Source organism: Halovenus rubra (assembly GCF_026586665.1).
Taxonomy (GTDB): domain Archaea; phylum Halobacteriota; class Halobacteria; order Halobacteriales; family Haloarculaceae; genus Halovenus; species Halovenus rubra.
In genome coordinates this window covers 74,861-94,557 of sequence record NZ_JAODIY010000005.1, presented here as the reverse complement: position 1 = coordinate 94,557, position 19,697 = coordinate 74,861, and the positions used below count along the sequence as shown (strand labels likewise).

General features: G+C 55.2%; 16 protein-coding genes. 12 read left to right on the top strand and 4 right to left on the bottom strand.

Features of this window, described 5'->3' with window-relative positions; genetic code table 11:
• Positions 1-4: 4 nt before the first annotated feature.
• From N5098_RS05075 to N5098_RS05060, 4 genes are all read left to right on the top strand, one after another.
• Complete coding sequence (locus N5098_RS05075; protein WP_267636638.1) at positions 5-1,219, top strand: M24 family metallopeptidase; 1,215 nt, start codon at positions 5-7, stop codon at positions 1,217-1,219.
• A gap of 126 nt (positions 1,220-1,345) precedes the next feature.
• Positions 1,346-2,251: a basic amino acid ABC transporter substrate-binding protein gene (locus N5098_RS05070; protein ID WP_267636637.1), complete on the top strand. Its 906-nt coding sequence runs from the start codon at positions 1,346-1,348 to the stop codon at positions 2,249-2,251.
• A 55-nt stretch (positions 2,252-2,306) separates the two neighbouring features.
• On the top strand, positions 2,307-3,236 hold the full coding sequence (locus N5098_RS05065; protein ID WP_267636636.1) for an amino acid ABC transporter permease: 930 nt from the start codon (positions 2,307-2,309) through the stop codon (positions 3,234-3,236).
• Positions 3,233-3,970, top strand: coding sequence for an amino acid ABC transporter ATP-binding protein (locus tag N5098_RS05060; protein ID WP_303651833.1), 738 nt, complete (start codon positions 3,233-3,235; stop codon positions 3,968-3,970). Before N5098_RS05065 ends, N5098_RS05060 begins: the two co-directional genes overlap by 4 nt.
• A gap of 134 nt (positions 3,971-4,104) precedes the next feature.
• On the opposite strand, the gene N5098_RS05055 is transcribed toward N5098_RS05060, so the two are convergent.
• Positions 4,105-5,685 carry a Na+/H+ antiporter NhaC family protein gene (locus N5098_RS05055; protein WP_267636635.1) on the bottom strand — a complete coding sequence of 527 codons (1,581 nt, stop codon included), beginning with the start codon at positions 5,683-5,685 and terminating at the stop codon, positions 4,105-4,107.
• A 213-nt stretch (positions 5,686-5,898) separates the two neighbouring features.
• On the opposite strand from N5098_RS05055, the gene N5098_RS05050 reads away from it, so the two are divergent.
• The gene (locus N5098_RS05050; protein WP_267636634.1) at positions 5,899-6,822 is read left to right on the top strand and encodes a DUF8108 domain-containing protein; all 924 of its coding nucleotides are present in this window, start codon (positions 5,899-5,901) and stop codon (positions 6,820-6,822) included.
• Here N5098_RS05050 and N5098_RS05045 read toward each other — a convergent pair.
• Together N5098_RS05045 and N5098_RS05040 are read right to left on the bottom strand one after the other, a co-directional pair.
• A complete protein-coding gene (locus tag N5098_RS05045; protein WP_267636633.1) occupies positions 6,819-7,910 on the bottom strand; it encodes a DNA topoisomerase IV subunit A in 1,092 nt (363 codons plus the stop codon). The genes N5098_RS05050 and N5098_RS05045 overlap by 4 nt on opposite strands.
• A 15-nt stretch (positions 7,911-7,925) precedes the next feature.
• A complete protein-coding gene (locus N5098_RS05040; RefSeq protein ID WP_267636632.1) occupies positions 7,926-10,307 on the bottom strand; it encodes a DNA topoisomerase VI subunit B in 2,382 nt (793 codons plus the stop codon).
• Between the two features lie 161 nt (positions 10,308-10,468).
• Here N5098_RS05040 and gyrB point away from each other — a divergent pair, with 161 nt between their 5' ends.
• The 6 genes from gyrB to N5098_RS05010 all read left to right on the top strand — a co-directional run bounded on the left by gyrB (position 10,469) and on the right by N5098_RS05010 (position 17,476).
• A complete protein-coding gene (gene gyrB, locus N5098_RS05035; protein WP_267636631.1) occupies positions 10,469-12,406 on the top strand; it encodes a DNA topoisomerase (ATP-hydrolyzing) subunit B in 1,938 nt (645 codons plus the stop codon).
• An 11-nt stretch (positions 12,407-12,417) separates the two neighbouring features.
• Positions 12,418-14,928, top strand: coding sequence for a DNA gyrase subunit A (gene gyrA, locus N5098_RS05030; protein ID WP_267636630.1), 2,511 nt, complete (start codon positions 12,418-12,420; stop codon positions 14,926-14,928).
• Positions 14,929-14,996: 68 nt separating this feature from the next.
• A complete protein-coding gene (locus N5098_RS05025) occupies positions 14,997-15,713 on the top strand; it encodes a CPBP family intramembrane glutamic endopeptidase (RefSeq protein WP_267636629.1) in 717 nt (238 codons plus the stop codon).
• 57 nt (positions 15,714-15,770) lie between these two features.
• Positions 15,771-15,962: a hypothetical protein gene (locus N5098_RS05020; RefSeq protein ID WP_267636628.1), complete on the top strand. Its 192-nt coding sequence runs from the start codon at positions 15,771-15,773 to the stop codon at positions 15,960-15,962.
• 67 nt (positions 15,963-16,029) lie between these two features.
• The gene (locus N5098_RS05015) at positions 16,030-16,818 is read left to right on the top strand and encodes a carbon-nitrogen hydrolase family protein (RefSeq protein ID WP_267636627.1); all 789 of its coding nucleotides are present in this window, start codon (positions 16,030-16,032) and stop codon (positions 16,816-16,818) included.
• 454 nt (positions 16,819-17,272) lie between these two features.
• On the top strand, positions 17,273-17,476 hold the full coding sequence (locus N5098_RS05010; protein ID WP_267636626.1) for a heavy-metal-associated domain-containing protein: 204 nt from the start codon (positions 17,273-17,275) through the stop codon (positions 17,474-17,476).
• A 1-nt stretch (position 17,477) separates the two neighbouring features.
• On the opposite strand, the gene N5098_RS05005 is transcribed toward N5098_RS05010, so the two are convergent.
• Positions 17,478-18,692: a mechanosensitive ion channel family protein gene (locus N5098_RS05005; protein WP_267636624.1), complete on the bottom strand. Its 1,215-nt coding sequence runs from the start codon at positions 18,690-18,692 to the stop codon at positions 17,478-17,480.
• 84 nt (positions 18,693-18,776) lie between these two features.
• Here N5098_RS05005 and N5098_RS05000 point away from each other — a divergent pair, with 84 nt between their 5' ends.
• A complete protein-coding gene (locus N5098_RS05000) occupies positions 18,777-19,667 on the top strand; it encodes a ketopantoate reductase family protein (protein ID WP_267636623.1) in 891 nt (296 codons plus the stop codon).
• Positions 19,668-19,697 lie beyond the last annotated feature (30 nt).

The following is a 19,697-nucleotide window of genomic DNA, read 5'->3' as shown; positions in this document are numbered from 1 at the left end:
GGATATGCCAGAGCCTGCCAAACTCTCAACGGAGCTGCCTGCACACGAATATGAACAGCGAATAGAGACAGTCCGCGCGCAACTCGCTGAGACCGACGCTGACGCCGCTGGCTGGTTTGGTGCGACTAGTATCGGCTATCTGACCGGCTTCCATCATATTCAGACCGAGCGTCCCGCTATGCTCGCAGTTTCTGAAGAATCCGTCGCTATCACGCTCCCACATCTCGAAGCTGAGCGTGTCGCACCGAACCCGCGTATCGACCGCGTCCATACCTACTTCGATTACCCACAGGGTCAGCCAATAGAGACGGTTGCCGAGATGCTTTCAGAACTCGATGCAGAGAGCGTTATCGCAGACGCAGATGGGGCACCCGGCGTGATGGGTTACGAAGGGCCAGCATTATCGATGTTTGTCGACGTAGAGAGCCAATCGTGGGTCGACCGGATGCGGTGGGAAAAATCCGACGCAGAAGTTGACCTCATCCGAGAATCGGCACGTTGGGGGAATCTGGCACACCGATACCTTGCCGAAGAGACTGAGCCCGGTGCACATCCAGCAACAGTGAGTCAGCGTGCTTCTTTGCGCGCTTCTCGGTCCATGCTCGACACGCTGGGTGACCGGTATGTCCCGACAGTTCGGGGCGATGGCCCGGCTCACGCGGGATTTATTTCCGGCCCGCAAACACGACTCCCTCACGGACACACCGCAAACCGACAGTTAGAGCGGGGAGACGTACTGATTACAGGGGCCTCAGCAAACATCGACGGTTATCACTCGGAGCTCGAACGGACTATGTTCGTCGGGGATGTCAGCGACGAGGACGAGCATTACTTCGAACTCATGCTCGAAGCCCAGACAATCGCCATCGAAGCGATGGGACCCGGTGTCGAACTCGCGGCAGTCGACGACGCCGTCTGGTCGTACTTCGAGGAACAGGGCGTTACTGACCTTGCCCAACATCACGTCGGACACAACATCGGGATGGGTGCTCACGAACCGCCCTACATCGACCGAGGCTGGGGGGCCCACTGTGAGGAACGCGACGGTCGAGACGAAGCTGATGCTGTCATGGAGCCCGGTCATGTATACACGATAGAGCCGGGAATTTACACCAACGAGGCAGGGTATCGCCACTCCGATACAGTCGCGGTGACGAAAAATGGGACCGAACAGCTGACTTACTTCCCGCGCGGTATTAACGACAACGTCATCAGATAACACACCGACAGCGGCGGTATTTTTCGAATAGAGAGCCGCTGATTGTCGTGTTTCTGTACATGTCACAAAACAATACTAATAATCGTTCCCCCGTCATTTAAGTAGTAGGAGGTTACACAGAGGAGCATGCAACGGCGCAAATACCTGAAAGCAATCGCAACTGGTAGTGCAACGTTTGCACTGGCTGGCTGTGTTGGTGGCGGAGATGATGGGGACGATGAAAGTAGCGATGGGGGCGACGAAAGTAGCGATGGGGGCGATGGGGACGATGAAAGTAGCGACGGGGGCGACTCCCAGTACGGACTGAGCAACGGAGTTGTTACCGTTGGGTCCGACATTCCGTACAAACCCTTCGAGTACAGAACGGAGGATGGTGATTTGACCGGCTTCGACGTAAAGATGGCAGAAGCCATCTACGTCGACGAAATGGGGCTTGATTACGAGTTCCAGCCGACCGCGTGGGACGGAATCATCCCATCACTAAACAACGGGAACTTCCGTGTCATCATGAGTGCGATGACGATAAACGACGAGCGTGCTGAGAAAGTAGACTTCTCAGAGCCATACTTCACTGCATATCAGACAGTCGTCGTAATCGAAGGCGGCGATGTCAGCTCCAAGCAGGACTTGGAGGGCAAAGCCGTCGGTGTCCAGAAGGGAACAACAGGTGAAACCGCAGCCGAGCAACTCAAAGAGGAACTCGGCGGTAACCTTGAGATACAGAGCTACGACCAGATTACCGGGGCTTTTGATGCACTCATCAACAATCAGGTCTCAGCGGTCGTCAACGATAACACGGTCAACGGAGAGTTCGTCGCCGAACAGGACGGTGTTGGGTTCCTTGAAGGCGAAGGCGCAGCCGAAGAAGCGGGGCAAGACGCGCCGCCGTATCTCACGCTGACAGTCGAAAACTACGGAATCGCGTTCCGTCAGGAAGACGACGAGTTCAACAAAGCAGTCAACGAGGCACTTGCTGCAGTCAAAGAGTCAGGGCGGTACGACGAGATTTACAACGAGTTCTTCGCTGGATAACTCGCTTCATAACTTGGCTTTTCAACATTAGTAAGATTCAGGTCAGAATCTACCCATGTCAGAAACTCACTCACAGAATGAATCGGATGTAAGCAGCGGCGGGGTTTTGGCAAACGACACGTTTGTCAGACGCCTTGGTGAACTCCTCTCTGTTACGCTGGGACTGGCTGTCGCTTCGTTTCTCGGCTGGATTATGTTTACACAGGTTGATTATAGCCTTCTACAGTCTGTGTTTCCGCGCTTTGTCGAGGCATTCAAGCTTGTCCTGACAATTGTTGTCATATCAAGTATTCTCTCAGTGTCGCTTGGGACACTTATGGGGCTTGCACGAACATCGTCGTCACCGGTTACGTCGCGCATTTCGAAGGTGTACGTCGAGTTCTTCCGTGGAACACCGCTGCTCTTTCAACTGTTCGTTATCTACTTCGGTATTCCACGACTTTGGGCTGTCGGGCAGTTTCCGCTTGGGTCTTGGGAGATTGCCATTGCAGGCTTTTCGTATGCCGGCGACTGGCGACTCCCTGCGGCTATCATCGGTCTCACGCTAAATCACATCGCGTACGTGGCAGAGGCAATTCGTGGGGGCATCGCTGCTGTCGATGATGGCCAGCTAGAGGCCGCCCGCTCGCTTGGCATGTCTAACGTGCAAGCAATGCGGCGAGTTGTTTTGCCACAAGCTTGGCGTAACGCGCTCCCAGCCATCGGAAACGACCAGATTATCCTTGTCAAGGACACCTCGCTACTGACGGTCATCGCACTGCAAGAGATTATGAGCGTCTTCCGGAACATCAACAGCAACCAACTCGACCCTTGGACGCCGCTGGTCTGGGTTTGTTTGTTCTATCTCTTGGTGACAATGTCGATGAGCCTGCTCATCAGCATCCTTGAACGGCGGGCTGACTGGAGCAGCGAGCAAGAAGAGAGTGAATCGCACCTCAAGCGACTAGTTGGGTCTATCGGTGAAGGACTCGGGAGGCGACAATGAGTAACGAATCAATCGTTGAATTTGAGAACGTGAACAAGTACTTCGGCCAGACACACGTCCTCAAAGATGTAAGCATGGAGGTAAAGGAACAGGAAGTAACCGTCATCATCGGGCCATCGGGGTCCGGGAAGTCAACGTTGTTACGGTGTACAAACCGTCTCGAAGAAATTCAGAGCGGTGAGATTCGACTTGATAGCGAGGCAATCTCTGCACCGGACGCAGATGTTGACCGACTCCGCCAGCGTATCGGCATGGTGTTCCAATCGTTCAACCTGTTCCCGCATATGACTGCTAAGGAGAACATTATGCTCGGGCCGACAGAGGTCAAAGGAATCCCCGAGGACGAAGCCCGGGAACGGGCAGAGTCACTTATCGACGAGGTAGGACTCGGTGATCAGGGAGATTCCTACCCTGAAGAGCTTTCGGGCGGACAACAACAGCGGGTCGCCATTGCTCGTGCGCTCGCGATGGATCCAGAAGTCATGCTGTTTGATGAGGTGACGAGCGCGCTCGACCCGGAACTTGTGGGCGAAGTGCTCGACGTAATGAAAGACCTTGCAACAGGCGGGATGACCATGCTCGTTGTCACCCACGAGATGGGTTTTGCGCGCGAGGTGGGAGACACCATCACGCTGATGTCTGATGGGAAAATTGCCGAGCGTCGACCGGCAGCAGAGTTCTTCGAGCAGCCACAGACCGAGCGCGGTCAGGAGTTCCTTTCACGGTTGCTCTAAGCGGCGACAGAGCACCACCTTTCGTGTAAGTTCAGTACTGGCGTGATTGTGAGCCGTGGCTACCCACCGAATCTGACGACCGTGAGTAAGAAACGAGAACAAAGAAACGTGTGGTGTTTTGTCGAACCTATCCGTTACTCGTACTCGGGTTCCTGGACAGGGTCGACATTAAACAGTTGCTCTTGAATTGCAGGGAGTGCGTAGACGAGTCCTACAATCAGAACAATCCCGAGAACAAGGAGCAGCCACGGCGTGATGCCTGTGTAACCCCAGATGAGTAATAGGACAACGACGACGAGAGCCACCGTGACAGCGTAGTATAGTTGCGTTCGAACGTGGTCGATGAGATCGGCACCGCTAAACGTTGCCGACAGGACGGTCGTATCCGAAATAGGTGAGCTGTGGTCGCCAAAGATAGCGCCCGAAAAGATGACGCCGACCATCACCGACACCAGTTCGTGACTTGCGGCGATATCCCAGGCGACAGGAATAGCAATCGGTGTCAGTATCGTCATCGTGCCCCACGAGGAACCGGTCGAGAACGCGGTGAACGCGGCCGCGAGGAAGACGACAACAGGGAGTGTCTCTTCACCGACGACGCCCTGTATCTGTTCGGAGACGAACTTGCCAGTTTCCAGCGCAGAGACGGCCTCGCCAAGCGACCACGCAAGGACGAGAATCGTCACGGCAGTCAACATGAGACCGAACCCGTCGATAGTCGTATCGACGCTCTCTTCGAGCGAGAGGATACCATACGCGTAGCCAAGCGCATACGACGATGCGACCATCGCGAAAGAACCAAGCAACAACGCGAGGGTGAAATCAGCGTTATCACTGAACTCTTGGGCTCCTGCGCCCTGAAAGCCGTTCCCCGTCCAAGCAGCGACACCCAGAACAACAGTAACGAGTACGAGTATTGGAACGATAAACGTCGCAACACGTGGATTATCACTCTTTGGCTTTCCTAGGTCACCCTCTACGTCCTGCATCGGTCGCGCATCGTCACGGTTTACTTTCCCAGTTCTAGCGGCCCGCCGCTCGGCGAGTAACATCTCACCAAAGTCTCGCTTTGTCACGACAATACACAACACCATCACGATTGACAGAATCGAATACATGTTGAACGGCCACGCGCTCAGAAACACATCAAATCCGCCAGGCACTTCCTCTTCAGGAAGCCCAATCTCTGCATACCCCTGGTTTATCATCGAAATCTGAAACGCAACCCACGATGAGATGCCAAGCGTCGCTGCCGGGGCTGCAGTCGAGTCGACAAGATAGGAGAGTTTCTCCCGCGAGATACGGAGGTTGTCGGAGATGTCTTTCATCGTACTCCCGACGATAGCCGTGTTGGCGTAGTCGTCGAAGAAGAAACCAGTCCCAAGCCCCCACGCCATCAGACCGGCCTTTCGCTGAGAGTCGATACGCTGTACTGCCCAGTTTCGTATCGCCAGCGCCCCCCCAAGTCGCCAAATCATCGCTACCCCGGAGCCGAGTAACAGCGTGAACAGGATAATCTGGACGTGAAAGCCGTCGTCGGCAAGGATACCTGCAATCATCCAGTCGAATGTCTGGATGATGCCCACATTTCCTGTGTACAGGATAGCCCCTGTCCAGACCCCAAGAAACAGCGATAGGATTGCTTTCCGTGTGATAATTGCCAACCCAATGGCGACGAGTGGTGGCAACACTGACCAGACGGTTGCTTCTACCATCGTTTGGCCGGAAGACGCTATATCGGATAAGTTTGTATGATATACATAGAAATTGAAGATGTGATACCAACCAGTGATACGGCTAGGATAGCAGCCGAGAAAAGTAAGGACAGCCCCAAAAGAGGGAATGCTGGGGGAGAGTGCGGTTCCGTGGTTCCATGTAATGAAACACGACAAGGTAACTTTTCTATCTAGACCAACAGGGTAAACATAATGGGAACCGCCGGCGGCAGCGACAATTCAACAGCCTACTGTCCAGACTGTGGCAACAGCGTCGTACCGGAAGACAGTTACTGTGGAGAGTGTGGACGGCAGCTGGCAGCGTCAGAAGCTTCGACCGAGAAACGCCACCAACAGTTCCGTGCCCGAGTTAGTGACCACGTTGCCAACGGGTGGGAACTGCAGTATGACGGCGGCGATGAAGTTGCACTCATCGACCGGGAGTACGGCTCTATTCCGATTCACGTTCTCCTCGTTATGTTCACTGGCGGACTGGGAAATATCTTCTATGGCTGGTACCACTACGAACACAACGCCACGCGAAAAGTCCTTCGTGCTCACAGCAGCGATACAGCACCGAGCGCCAGCGGTCAGTCGACAACCGCTGTCGGTGAACAAGCTGACAGTACCAGCCAAGATGGAACCATGTCAGGGTACATCAAGGGATTATTAGCGGTTGTCATCGGTGTCAGTATCTTTACTTCGATGGGAACCACTCCAGTAGGGCTGACGCTTACGGTTGCCTGCCTAACTTTGGCCATGCTCTTTTTGCCACCAACGCGCAAGCGTATCGAAAATCGCCACCCACCGACGACGTTTGGACCAACCACATCTGTTGACGAACAGTACGTCACGGGCACCGATAAGCCGTGTTCTGTCTGTTTCGACCAGGTTGAACGCGGTATCAGGCGGGAGTACGAGCAGTCCTATGTCGTCGCAGGTGTCCCACTGTATACTATCGAGCGCGGTGAGAACTGGTATTGCGAGGACTGCCGAGAAACGAGTGTTAACGTAACTAACACCCTCGATGCCGAACTTGCCGAGATAACCAAGGAATCGACACACAACGGCGACAACACACCCGAGGACGCAGCCGACCAGAACGATGAGGAGTCAACACTGACTGAGGATACCTAGAGGACACCCATCTCAGTCAGGCGCTCGGGAAGATAGGTATCGGTCACGAAATCAAGCCCGCGTGCGGCGAGTGACTGCTGTTCGGATTTTTTCTCGATGTCGAGTTGGAGTTTGATTTGTTCCTCCCAGAACTCGGTCTGGAACCGTGGGTCCTCCAGCTCGGATTCAAGCGCGTTTACGTCTGAGTCACTGAGCGGGTCCGTCGGCAAATCGTACTCCACGATATCTTCAGGCCGAATACCGACGTACTCTGCTTCGGGCGTGGCGAGATACTCTGAGAGGTGTGCGCTCTTGATTGAACCGTACGTGACGGAGCCGTAGATACGGTAGCTCCAGGGGTCACCGTCGGTAAAGACCATAACCGGAAGGTCCAGTTCGTCGTGCAGGCGCTTGGTGAGTCGCCGAGTTGCACGGGCAGGTTGTCCCTTGAGATGAACCACCAACGCGTTGTACTCCTCGTCGAATCCATTTTCGACGAGCCTGTCACGCATACCACCGGTCTCGACCGCCAGCACGAAGTCTGCGTCATGGTCGAGAAAGTCGATTGTGTCGGGGTTGTTGGGAATCTGGTACCCCCCTTCGCCAACATCCTTCTGGCAATGGATTTCACGCTCGCCTCGGCGGGTCTGCTCACGAATCTTCAGGGGACCCATCACTGTCGCGCCGGATTCTTCCGGGCGCATGTGGAAATCCTCGCGCGTGACACCAGAGACGATTTCGAGGTCTTCGATTAACTGGTTTGACTCGTCTTGGCTAGAGAATTGGGCCTCGTCAAGATCCCATGACTCAGAGAGATAATAGAGTTCACGCAGCGTTGAGGAGCGATCTTCTTCGAGCTGTCGGGTGAGGAAATCGATAGCATATGTCGCTTTCAGCAGCTTCTGTGCGCCCCGAATTGATTTTGCACTCCGGGTTGACGTCCGGTCGCCGTAGACCCAGACATCGCTTTCTTCGTTGTACTCGATGTTGGTCTTTGTCCGAGTGGGTACCTCCATGCTCGGGACGGTTCCATCGTCGAACTGCTCGTAAAACTGGTTGGCAAGACTCAACAACTGTTCGCGTGCGTCGGATGTGTCGTCAGTACTCATTGTGAATTTTAGGTTTCAGGCGTCAACAGTCAGTTTCTCGTCCTCGATGCCGTCGACTGCGATGTCACAGTTGGCGTCGTCGGTGAGCGTGTACTCAAGAACGGATTCGTCGCTAGCTCCAACTGTTGGATTCCACTTGATGAACCACTCATCGTCCATTTTGACGACGTTGGCACCGTTGACGGCTGTTGGTTCAGCATCCACGATGTCCGTCACCTCCAGTTCGGCGTTGCTGTCGTCGTTGTTTTCGACCACGAGCCGGACTGTCTCGCCTTCGCGCTCCCGAGTAACCAGTACATCGTTCATGATACGGGCCATCGTGTTGTCAATTTCAAGCTCTTTTTTATCAGTAACCGAGGACAGTTTCTCAGCCATCTCAGGCAGAATGGTCGCAAGCTTGTTTTGTTTCTCGCGTCGCTGGCGCATCGAGCGGCGCTTGTTCAGGAAACTCTTCAGTTCGCGCGCGGCCTCGCGGATAGCGAGTTCGATTTCGTCTTCCATTTCGGGGACGTTCGCCACGGCGTCTTTCGACTCGCTGGTAAAGGGGACATTCGTCGAGGCGATATGAACCATGATCACAGCCGGGCCGTTGGGAACACCACTCCCACCGGGCTGGTCGAGTCCGTAGTTTCGCCAGTTGATGTTCTTTACGACATCGGTCGTCGCACAGGCCCCACGTTGGTAGACCAACGGGACGCGGTTGGCAAATCGGAGTACTTCTGCACTGCCCTCATGTTCGATATCGCCACCGTAGGCAATGCCAGCCTCGACGATGAACGGGTCGCCACCGTGTACCGAGGCATCGCGGGTCGCCGCTGCGAAAAAGTCGGCATTGTACTCCTTGCCAAGGCCTTTCTCGACAAGTTCCTCGGTGATGGGAGCAAGACAACCCGTGGGTGGCGAGATGATATCGACCGCACGCATTGCATCGAGTAATTCCGAAGCGCTGTCGCGGTCGGCGGCCACATCATGGATTTTCGGTGGATCGTCGGGAACCTGCTTGGCAGTCTCCCAAAGCGCGTCAACGATGTTTTCACGGGCAGTATCTCCGAAGGTCCCATCGTCGCGCTCCTCGGTCATATCGGCTGCACGGTCAACGTACTCTCGAAGGTCGCCACCGGTCACGCGGTGATGGGAACCCTGCGCGAATTTTGCTGCGAGGCGCTCGGTTACTGCCTGAATCACTGCGTCGTCTTTCCGTTTTGTCGTCGCATCGTCGACCAGTGTGTAGATATCCGATTCGCGTTCGGCTGTGATTGCGTCCCAGGCGGCCTCGACAGCATTTTCTCGGACTGTCGACCCAAATGTTGTACCGTACGCGGTCTGTACCTCGTCACCGACCTCCTCGGCCGCCTCAACTACCTGATGGTGGGCAACGCGGTCGCCGTTTTCGAGTCGCTTTGTGATACCAGCCGCAAAATCAGCCGTCGCGTCCTGTCCCTTGTTGACGACAGCATCTGTGACAACATCTGTGACAGTAGCGTCTTCGTGTTGTTGTGGTAAGCGCCAAGCCATCTCACGCCCGAAATATCTGTCTCGAAAACTATCGATAATGGAGTTTGCCGTCTTCTGGCCGACTCTAGTAAACTCCTCTTGAACAAAGCCCGAAATTGAGTATGAATCGGTCTCCTCTCCCATCTTGATGAGCGTTCCGAGTTCGACGCCATGTGGGTGTGGGCGAATCTCTTCGGTCTCGTCAGGGAGGGTGTCTGTCGCTCGCTCGTATTTGAACTCGGCTTTGGGCTCTTGGAGTTCGATTCGGGCGTGAGGATTGACGACCGCAGTGTGGGTAATGTAGTCGTGGAGTTGCTGGCGAGCGCGCATGTTGGCTTCCATCTCTAATTCGATTCGGGTCCCATGCGGGCGTTCCCAAGTAGTTGTCTCCTCGACGCTTATCTCGGGTTCGTTCTCGTCGGTGTCGACGATAACCTCGAAATACTGTGCATCCTCGCGCTCCTGTGTTCGGGAAGTGACTTTGGCAGGTTTGCCCGAGGTGAGTTGTGAGTACAACACTGCCGCAGAGATACCGATTCCCTGCTGGCCCCGTGCTTGCTCGCGTTTATGAAATCGGGAGCCATAGAGGAGTTTGCCGAAAATCTTCGGAATCTGCTCTTTGGTAATACCAGGTCCATTGTCCTCGACGATGAGCCGATAATAATCACCCTCGTCTTGTAGCTCGACATAGATATCCGGGAGAATAGCCGCCTCCTCGCAGGCGTCAAGGCTGTTGTCGACGGCTTCTTTGACTGCAGTCACCAGTCCACGGGCTCCGGAATCGAACCCGAGCATGTGTTTGTTCTTCTCGAAGAACTCGGCGATTGAGATCGCTCGCTGGCCTTCGGCCAGTTCCTCGGCAATTCCGTCTCCGCTGCCGAGTTGCGACTGATACGATGTCATCTTGTATCTCTATGTATCGCACCCGGGTTTAAATGTTATCGCCAACCAGAGCGGAAGTAAACAGTCGGGCGTTCATCGAGGGATTATCCTATCACCGCGATGCGCGCACACGCGTGCGTGAGCTTTAAGAGGAGGGGGTGGTTAGCCTTCGGTACGATTTTATGTCCCAGGATAGTGAGTACGGCGCAGACCAAATTCAGGTGCTCGAAGGGTTACAAGCGGTCCGGAAACGACCGGCAATGTATATCGGATCGACAGACGGTAGAGGACTTCACCATCTGGTGTACGAGGTAGTGGATAACTCTATTGATGAGGCTCTTGCTGGCCACTGTGACGATATAACCGTCACGATACATGAGGACAACTCCGTTTCCGTTCGCGACGACGGGCGAGGGATTCCCGTCGACACGAATGAGGAGCAGGGTCGTCCCGCACTCGAAGTTATCATGACTGTCCTCCACGCAGGCGGGAAATTCGACAACAAGTCGTACCAAGTGTCGGGTGGGCTCCACGGAGTCGGTGTCTCTGTTGTCAATGCTCTCTCAGTGACACTGGATATCGAAGTCAAGCGTGACGGGGCCGTCTGGCAGCAGTCGTTCACCCGAGGGGCACCAGACCACGATCTTGAGCGCGTCCGCGATAGAGACCCTGACGAGGACACGGGAACGAAAATCCGGTTCTGGCCGGATGACGATATTTTCGAGACCACTGATTTTTCGTTTTCGACACTTGAATCCCGACTGCGCGAACTTGCGTTTCTCAACAGCGGTGTCGCAATCACGCTCGCTGATGAGCGCAGCGGTGAGGAGACGACGTTCCGGTACGACGGCGGTATCAAGGAGTTTGTTGAATTCCTCAACGAGACAAAGACCGTTCTTCACGAGGATGTCATCTACTTCGAGACCGACGGCCAAATAGAGGGCGAAGGCGAGAGCGGTGTCGTCCACGTCGAAGTTGCCTTACAGGCGACAGATGAACTCCAAGGCTCACTACACGCCTTTGCGAACAACATCAACACCCGCGAAGGTGGTACCCACATGACTGGGTTCAAGACCGCTCTAACACGGGTTGTCAACGATTATGCCAGCGAGAACAGCCTGCTCAAGGACCTCGATGATACTCTCAAGGGCGACGACATCCGGGAGGGACTGACGGCCGTGCTCTCGGTCAAACATCCCGACCCACAGTTCGAGGGCCAGACCAAGACCAAACTCGGCAACAGTGAGGTTCGAGGAATCGTCGAGTCTGCGATGCACAAGCATCTCGGGACCTTCTTCGAGGAAAACCCAGACACTGCCGAGACAATCGTCACGAAAGCAGTCGAGGCCGCAAAAGCGCGGAAAGCTGCACAGAAAGCCGAAGAGCTGACCCGACGAAAGAGCGCACTCGATTCGACCGCACTGCCGGGCAAGCTCGCAGATTGCCAGACTCGGGACCCGACCGAGGCAGAGCTGTTCATCGCGGAAGGAGACTCTGCAGGCGGGAGTGCAAAACAAGCACGCAACCCCGAGTTCCAGGCTGTCTTGCCCATTCGTGGAAAGGTGCTCAACGTCGAGAAACACCGGCTTGACCGGATTCTCGAAAACGACCAGATTCGGAACATCATCACGGCAATTGGCGCGGGCATTGGTGACGAGTTCAGCCTTGACGACGTGCGCTACCAGAAAATCATCATGGCGACTGACGCCGATGTTGACGGCGCACATATCCGCACGCTGCTGTTGACATTTTTCTACAGACATATGCAGCCGTTGCTCGAAAACGGCTACGTCTATGCCACGCAACCACCGCTGTATCGCATCCGATACCGTGGCGAGACATACGACGCAATGACCGACACCGAACGCGACGAGATAATCGCAGAGAAATGTGGCGGAAGCCCAAGCCAAGTCCAGCGATTCAAGGGACTTGGTGAGATGAATCCCAAACAGCTGTGGGACACGACAATGAACCCCGAAAACCGCATCCTCAAACGCATCACAGTCGAGGATGCCGCGGCGGCAGACCGAATGTTTTCCGTGCTGATGGGTGACGCAGTTGAACCGCGCAAGGAGTTCATCAAAGAGCACGCTCCTGAGGCAGAGTGGGTCGACATCTGAGGTAACACAGTATGAGTTCAGATATCCCTGACGACGACATGGAGGTACCGGCAGCGAACGTCGAGCGCGTTCGAATCGAAGACGAGATGGAACAGAGTTACATCGACTACGCGATGAGCGTCATCGCGGGTCGTGCGCTCCCTGACGTACGGGATGGACTCAAACCAGTCCACCGGCGTGTCCTCTATGCTATGCACGAGATGGGCGTCACATCGGGGTCAGGCCATCGTAAATGTTCATCCATTGTTGGCGAGACGATGGGTGACTACCACCCTCACGGCGACAAAGCCATCTACGATACGCTCGTACGGATGGCACAAGATTTCTCGCTTCGGTATCCGCTTGTCGACGGACAGGGGAACTTCGGGTCGATGGACGGTGACCCGCCCGCTGCAATGCGCTACACGGAGGCTCGGATGGATTCGATTTCCGAGGAACTACTGGAGAATCTCGACAAGGATACCGTAGATTTCCAGTCAAACTACGATGACCGACTGACCGAACCCGAGGTACTTCCGGCGAAACTCCCAAACCTGTTGCTTAACGGCTCCTCGGGCATCGCAGTTGGAATGTCGACCAACGTTCCCCCGCATAACCTGAACGAAGTAGTCGACGCGACTGTCCATCTTATCGACAATCCCAGCTGCGAGGTCGAAGACCTGATGGAACATATCAAAGGTCCCGACTTCCCGACAGGCGGGAACATCGTCGGGAAAGACTCCATCTACTCGGCGTATTCGACCGGCCGCGGTCGCCTCCGGATGCGGGCGGAGTACGAGGTACAGCAAAACGATTCAGGTGCGGACCGTATCGTTATCACCGAACTGCCCTACCAAGAGAACAAGGCTCGCCGCGTCGAGCGCATTGCTGACGATGTTAACGAAGGTATTATCGAAGGCGTCTCGGACCTGCGCGATGAGTCTGACCGCGAGGGTGTGCGCATCGTTATCGACCTGAAGCGGGGTGCTAATGTCGATGTCGTCGAAAACCAACTTCTCGACCATCATCTCGAAGCCACGTTCGGCGTTATCAACCTCGCATTGGTCGACGGGCAGCCACAGGTTCTGACGCTAAAGGAGACTCTAGAACATTATATCGACCACCGCAAAGAGGTTGTCCGCCGTCGCTCCCAGCATGACCTTAACGAGGCTGAGGAGCGCGCTCACATCCTCGAAGGCCGCCTTGAAGCTGTCGATACGGCCGAAGCCATCGTGAACCTCGTCACTGAGTCTGCCAACCGCGAGCAAGCCCAGCAGGTACTCGAAGGCGAGACCGACCCAACAACGCTCGACGTGGAGTTAGAGTACCCCGAGGTGCAGTCGTCGTTTGACTTCTCGAAAGAGCAAGCCGAGCATATTCTTCGTATGCAGATTGGGTCGCTGACGTCGATGGAGGCTGGTGAGATTGAAGCCGAATACGAGGAGCTTCAACAAGAAATCGAATACCTCGAAAGTATCCTCGCAAGCGAGAAAAAGCTACTCGGAGTCATCAAAGATGAACTCCAAGAGATTGTCGACGAGTATGGCGACGACCGCCAAACGTCAATTCTCGAAGACGAAGGACAGGTCACTCACGAGGACCTTATTCCGGAAGAAGACTGTCTCGTTGTTATCACCGAGGAAGACTACATCAAGCGGATGCCTGCTGATACGTTCGACCCACAGGGCCGCGGAGGCAAAGGCATCATCGGGTCAGATCCAAAGGATGGAGACCGCGTCTCGAAGGTCTTCCGGGCTAACACTCACGACTATCTCTGTTGTTTCACCAATCAGGGACAAGTCTATCAGCTCAAAACGTACGAGATACCCGAGATGTCACGCACTGCTCGGGGGAAATCAGCCGTCAATATCATCGACCTCGGCGATCAAGAAGAGATAACTGCCGTTGTTAACACCGACGAGTTCGAGGATGACGAATGTATCACGATGGTGACCCGAGATGGGTACGTCAAACGAACCTGTGTAACGGAGTTTGACAATATCCTCTCGACAGGTATCATCGCCGCCTCGCTTGAAGATGACGACGAGTTAGTCGACGTTGAGGTTACCGACGACACTGGCGACCTCGTTATTGCCACCGAACAGGGGATGACAATCCGGTTCGATGAATCAGAAGTGCGGGAGATGGGACGGAACGCCCGTGGTGTCCGTGGTATCGACCTTGAAGGCAACGACCGGGTCGCCGGAATGGTCGCAACAGACGACGATGACGCCCGGTCGTTCCTGACGGTCACACGGAACGGCTACGGCAAGCGAACCCTTCTCTCAGAGTATCGACGACAGTCACGCTACGGCAAAGGGCTGGTCGACATCAAGACAAACGACCGCAACGGGCTGGTGGCAACAGTCAAAGCCGTCGAGACTGACGACGACATCGTCGTAATGAGCGAGAGCGGACAGATTATGCGTTGTCCTGTTTCAGAAATATCAACGCAGGGACGGAACACGATGGGTGTTACCGTCATGACGACGGACAAAGACGATCAAGTATCGACTGTCACCGTTGCCCCCGGCGAAGAGTAGCCAAAGAAGGACAAACGCTTTTTTCCAAGCGATGAGATGGCTGTCAGTATGAAAAGCCAGAGGCACGGATGAGCGAGAAGATAATCGACAGCCGCCCGGGATTGCTGGTGTTCATCACGATGTCTTTCGGTGCCGCGCTGACAGTTGGGAGAGCGACCTCTTGGCTTGCCAGCCAGCTCATCACGGTTGGCGAGTCAGGAAGTATCTCAGAACTGCTTGTCGGCGTCGTTGCGCTCCAAATTGTCGGTTTTGGAAGCGTTATCTGTGTTGCTATCTGGCGACAGGGCGCAGAGTGGCGGTCGTTTCTCCATATCCAGCGACCGACAGAATGGGACGCTTTCTACGGGACAGCGACCGGACTTGCAATGATGGTGGTCGCATCGCTGGCGACGGGATTGTTCAGAGTTCTTGATATCGAAACGGTCGAGTCTGCTACCGGTGTTGCTGTTGACCCTGTCTTCTATGTCGTTTTGCTCGTCGTCTCGACGCTTGTTGTCGTGCCGATCGAAGAAGCGTTCTTCAGAGGGTTCGTCCAGACCCGTCTTGAACAGCGCTTCCATACTGCCGTCGCAATCGGTGTGGCAAGCCTGTTTTTCGTAGTCGTCCACACGAATGTCTCGGTTGGAACCGGTGGCGAATTGCTCGCCTTGGGGCTGTTTTTCTCACTAGGCGTTGTCCTTGGTGTGAGCTATGCCGTAACTGAGAACCTGCTTGTCCCGATTATTGGCCATGCGGTATACAACGGGGCACAGATTTTCGTCCGAACGCTCGAAGTCCTCGCCTGAGTTACGGCTACAGAAACTGGCAAGAAGGCCTAAGCGATTAGCCCTCGAATAGATTGTATGGTCCGACGGACAACGTTACTCGCCGGGTTCTGTGTCGGCGTTGCTGTGCTGGCCGTCGTCGACGTCCAGTCTGTTCACCCCACGCTTGATGCCACAGGGGACATCGTTTGGACAGTTCTGTTCTGGGTTCTTCTGTTCGTGGTGCTCGCGTTGCTCGTCTGGCAGATATTTCCGACTCCTTCGCGTTGATGAGAAACTCTGAGATAACAAGCGTCGATGGGGAACCGTTTTGGAGCCACCACCCTCACCGAGTCATATGGTCACAATCACCGTCTGTGAACTGCCGGATTTCGAGGCGCAGTCCTTCGAGACACAGTTTGACGCACTGGTCGAGCACACTCGTTCTCATGACAGCGATATCGTTGTCCTCCCCGAGATGCCGTTCAGCCCGTGGCTCGCAGCTAGCAAGCCAAGCGACTCCGTCGACACGGCGTGGGCAGACGCCGAAATCACACATGAGCAGTGGCAAGACAAGCTCGATGCGTTTGAGACTACAACAGTCGTCTACTCTCGTCCGGCCACCAGAGACGGTCGACGAGTAAATGAAGGAGTTATCCGAACGCACGATCAAACACGTGGCGTCCACCTGAAACACTACCTCCCCGACGAGCCGGGCTTCTGGGAAGCGACATGGTACGAGGCAGGCGGTCAGGAGTTCGAACCCGTTGCGTGTGCAGGCATTAAATCGGGGCTGCTCGTCTGTACCGACCTCTGGGCAAGTAACGAAATCAGAGAGTACGCACAGGCTGACGTCGGCTTGCTCATTAACCCCCGAGTCACCGAACGCCGGACAACGGAGAAATGGCTTGCCGGGAGCCAGACGATGGGGGTACTAGCTGGAGCGTATCTTGCCTCCTCAAACCGTGCCGGGGCCGCTGACGGCGTCACCTTTGGTGGGAACGGCTGGGTCATCAGCCCAGATGGGTCCGTTCTGGCTCGAACCGACAGTGACCACCCGTTTGCGACAACAGAAATTGACCCCGACATCGCCGAAAGCGCTAAATCGACGTACCCCCGCGACGCGCTTGGCCGGGCTGGCGAGTGAGGCAATACGGAGACGAGAGTGTTCTATCGTTGACCTTTTCTCCGCCCTGAAGGGCGAAGATTCCCACGTTGGGAGTTTCAGGTTTGCAGTGCGGTCGGCATGACCGGACTGCTGGCGGGGCCAAGCCGCCGTTACTCCTATCCCGGCATGGGATTCAGAGTTACCGTCGTGTCGGAATCCACAGCCAGCAGCCCGAAGGGGATTCCTTCAGTCATGGTATGGGCCGAATCGCGATATTATCCGTTTACCACGGCGGCGAGGCCGACTCGGTGTAGTCCTAATTTACATCTCAATCAAACATAAAACTCCAGGATGGCCCGCTCATCTGGAATGGTTCGCTATTGTCTGCTTCCCCGCGCTGAAACCCGAGGCTTTCGCCTTGAACTTCAGTAAAGAGACCTCAGAGACGCCAAAGAGTCGTAATCAACATTATCAGAGGCGTCAAAACACAAATATGGGACAGCAAACGTACACCGTCACCGGCATGTCATGTGGCGGCTGTGAGGAAAACGTCGAGAACAGTGTCAGAGAGATTAACAGTGTAAGCCACGTAGACGCGGACCACGAGAACAATTCGGTCGAAGTCATCGGCGACGGCGTGTCAGACACAGATGTCGTGACAGCAATCAAAGACGCGGGGTACGAAATCGACGCATAGGCTACTTTTCGGTCGGATTGTCACGAACAACGCCGTCGTGCGGTTCACGACCTGTGAGTTCGCGTTGAGGATACGGAATCTTGATATCGTTGTCTCGGCAGGCAGTATTGATTGCCGACACGAGTCTGTCCTCAGTGTGCATGACTCGACGGGTCGTCGGCTCATTAATCCAGACAGCAGCCTCGAAAATAATCGCCGAATCGCCGAATGTGCGAACGACCACATTCGGTGGAGGGCTGGCGCGGACGAACTCGTTGTCTGTCTGGATTGAATCGACAGCCTCAGTAATCACCTCACGCGCACGGTCGGTGTCGGTACTGTAATCCACCCCGACCTCGACAGCGACTCGGAGCCGTCCCTGACGTGAACGGTTCGTAATCGTCTTGTTCGTCACCACATCGTTAGGGACGACGATGTACTCTCCATCAAACCCCTGAATACGGGTACTCATCAGCGTGATGTCCGAGACGATGCCTGTTTTCTCGTCGATAACAACCCAGTCACCAACTTCGAACGGGCGTGAAAGCATGAGTACAACGCCGCCAAGCAGGGAGCCAAGCGTCTTGCGAGCGGCCATTCCGACAACGATACCGAGGAACCCGGCACCGACAAGCAAGCCAGTGAGGTCAATGTTCCAGATGCCGAGGATAAGCAGTGCGGCAGTTCCCCAGAGGATGACTTGTGAGATACGTAACGTTACCTCGCGCTGATGGTGATTCAGTACCTCCTGTTCGGTCACAAGGCTGTCGAGAAGGCGCGCCACGACACCGGCAAATACCTGTACTGCAATCAGGACAACCAGCGAGATGATGACCTCAGAGGCATGTTTGTCAAGGCTGAGAAAGCCTATCTGGTCGCGAAGCGTCTCCGTGTGGCCCCACAAATCAGCAAGAACAAGCGTTGTCCCGACAACAATCCCGACGACGATGACCGAAGTAGCGAGGTCGACCACAATCGGTATGTACGTTTTGGCGAGTCGTCGTCGAAGACGGCGGACCAGCACAACCAACCCGGAGGCAACACCAGCCAAGACCAGCGAGAACAGTAATCGAATCTCCAGCGACAGAGCGACACCCTCTAGCCCAAACAGAGAGCTCACTCCCATGTCACTCGTTGGTTGCTCTTCAGGGACAAAAAAGACTCGTTGTCTCTTATGGGCAACCTGGTGTGTGTCATCCTCGAAGAGATGTTCGGCCTGTATGAGCGACAACAACATAAAGAAACGCTAACTCGAAACCTAACGCCTCCCAAAGTGGGAGAGAGGATATCTATTACTTGCAGGAGGACAGACCGACCAGTAATGGAGATTTGTGTCTTCGGTGCGGGCAGCCTCGGGAGCCTCGTTGGTGGGTTACTCGCCGACAACCACCAAGTAACATTAGTCGGCCGACAGCCACACGTCGACGCTATCGAAGCGGATGGTCTTGCCATCACTGGAGCTGTTGACCGGAGCGCAACCCTCAATGCGGTGACGACAGTTCCGGCAACAGCTGAGCTTGCTATTGTAACGGTGAAAAGTTTTGATACTGAGGCGGCCGCACAAGCTCTTCAAGCCGTAGAGCTGGACGGTGTCCTCTCACTACAAAACGGGATGGGAAACGAGGAACAGCTTGCCGCCGAGCTCGCTGCTCCAGTGTTAGCAGGCACCGCCACCTATGGGGCTCACCGAACCGAGCCGGGTACTGTTGAGTGTACTGGACTTGGAGAAGTGGTACTCGGACCAACAGATGGTGGGAAGTCAACTCTGGCCGACAGCGTGGGTAAGGCGTTCACCGAAAGTGGTATCGAGACGACAGTAAGCGCTGAGATGCCGCGCTATCTCTGGGAGAAACTCGCTGTTAACGCAGGAATCAATGCGGCGACGGCACTCGCTCGGGTACCCAACGGCGCAGTAGTCGAAACCCCAGGAGAAGACGTTGCTCGACACGCTGCACGCGAGGCCGTACAGACTGGTCGAAAACAGGGAGTTTCACTCGAGCCAGCGGATGCAGCCCAAACCACCGTGTCGGTCGCGGCCTCCACCGCTCGGAATCGCTCCTCGATGTTACAGGATATCGAATCAGGAAGTCGGACAGAAATCGACGCCATCAACGGCTATGTCGTCGAACAGGCAAACAGACCGGTTCCCGTCAACGAGACACTGACTGGGCTGATCAAGACATGGGAGAAAGAAAACGACCTCCGTCTGTAGCCGTATGGCTATTCGGCAATAAAAAAACCA

Bases quoted from the DNA above. Each gene is read 5' to 3' on its own strand.
- N5098_RS05075 (WP_267636638.1), top strand. From the start codon at position 5: ATGCCAGAGCCTGCCAAACTCTCAACGGAGCTGCCTGCACACGAATAT.
- N5098_RS05070 (WP_267636637.1), top strand. From the start codon at position 1,346: ATGCAACGGCGCAAATACCTGAAAGCAATCGCAACTGGTAGTGCAACG.
- N5098_RS05065 (WP_267636636.1), top strand. From the start codon at position 2,307: ATGTCAGAAACTCACTCACAGAATGAATCGGATGTAAGCAGCGGCGGG.
- N5098_RS05060 (WP_303651833.1), top strand. From the start codon at position 3,233: ATGAGTAACGAATCAATCGTTGAATTTGAGAACGTGAACAAGTACTTC.
- N5098_RS05055 (WP_267636635.1), bottom strand. From the start codon at position 5,685: ATGGTAGAAGCAACCGTCTGGTCAGTGTTGCCACCACTCGTCGCCATT.
- N5098_RS05050 (WP_267636634.1), top strand. From the start codon at position 5,899: ATGGGAACCGCCGGCGGCAGCGACAATTCAACAGCCTACTGTCCAGAC.
- N5098_RS05045 (WP_267636633.1), bottom strand. From the start codon at position 7,910: ATGAGTACTGACGACACATCCGACGCACGCGAACAGTTGTTGAGTCTT.
- N5098_RS05040 (WP_267636632.1), bottom strand. From the start codon at position 10,307: ATGACATCGTATCAGTCGCAACTCGGCAGCGGAGACGGAATTGCCGAG.
- gyrB (WP_267636631.1), top strand. From the start codon at position 10,469: ATGTCCCAGGATAGTGAGTACGGCGCAGACCAAATTCAGGTGCTCGAA.
- gyrA (WP_267636630.1), top strand. From the start codon at position 12,418: ATGAGTTCAGATATCCCTGACGACGACATGGAGGTACCGGCAGCGAAC.
- N5098_RS05025 (WP_267636629.1), top strand. From the start codon at position 14,997: ATGAGCGAGAAGATAATCGACAGCCGCCCGGGATTGCTGGTGTTCATC.
- N5098_RS05020 (WP_267636628.1), top strand. From the start codon at position 15,771: ATGGTCCGACGGACAACGTTACTCGCCGGGTTCTGTGTCGGCGTTGCT.
- N5098_RS05015 (WP_267636627.1), top strand. From the start codon at position 16,030: ATGGTCACAATCACCGTCTGTGAACTGCCGGATTTCGAGGCGCAGTCC.
- N5098_RS05010 (WP_267636626.1), top strand. From the start codon at position 17,273: ATGGGACAGCAAACGTACACCGTCACCGGCATGTCATGTGGCGGCTGT.
- N5098_RS05005 (WP_267636624.1), bottom strand. From the start codon at position 18,692: ATGTTGTTGTCGCTCATACAGGCCGAACATCTCTTCGAGGATGACACA.
- N5098_RS05000 (WP_267636623.1), top strand. From the start codon at position 18,777: ATGGAGATTTGTGTCTTCGGTGCGGGCAGCCTCGGGAGCCTCGTTGGT.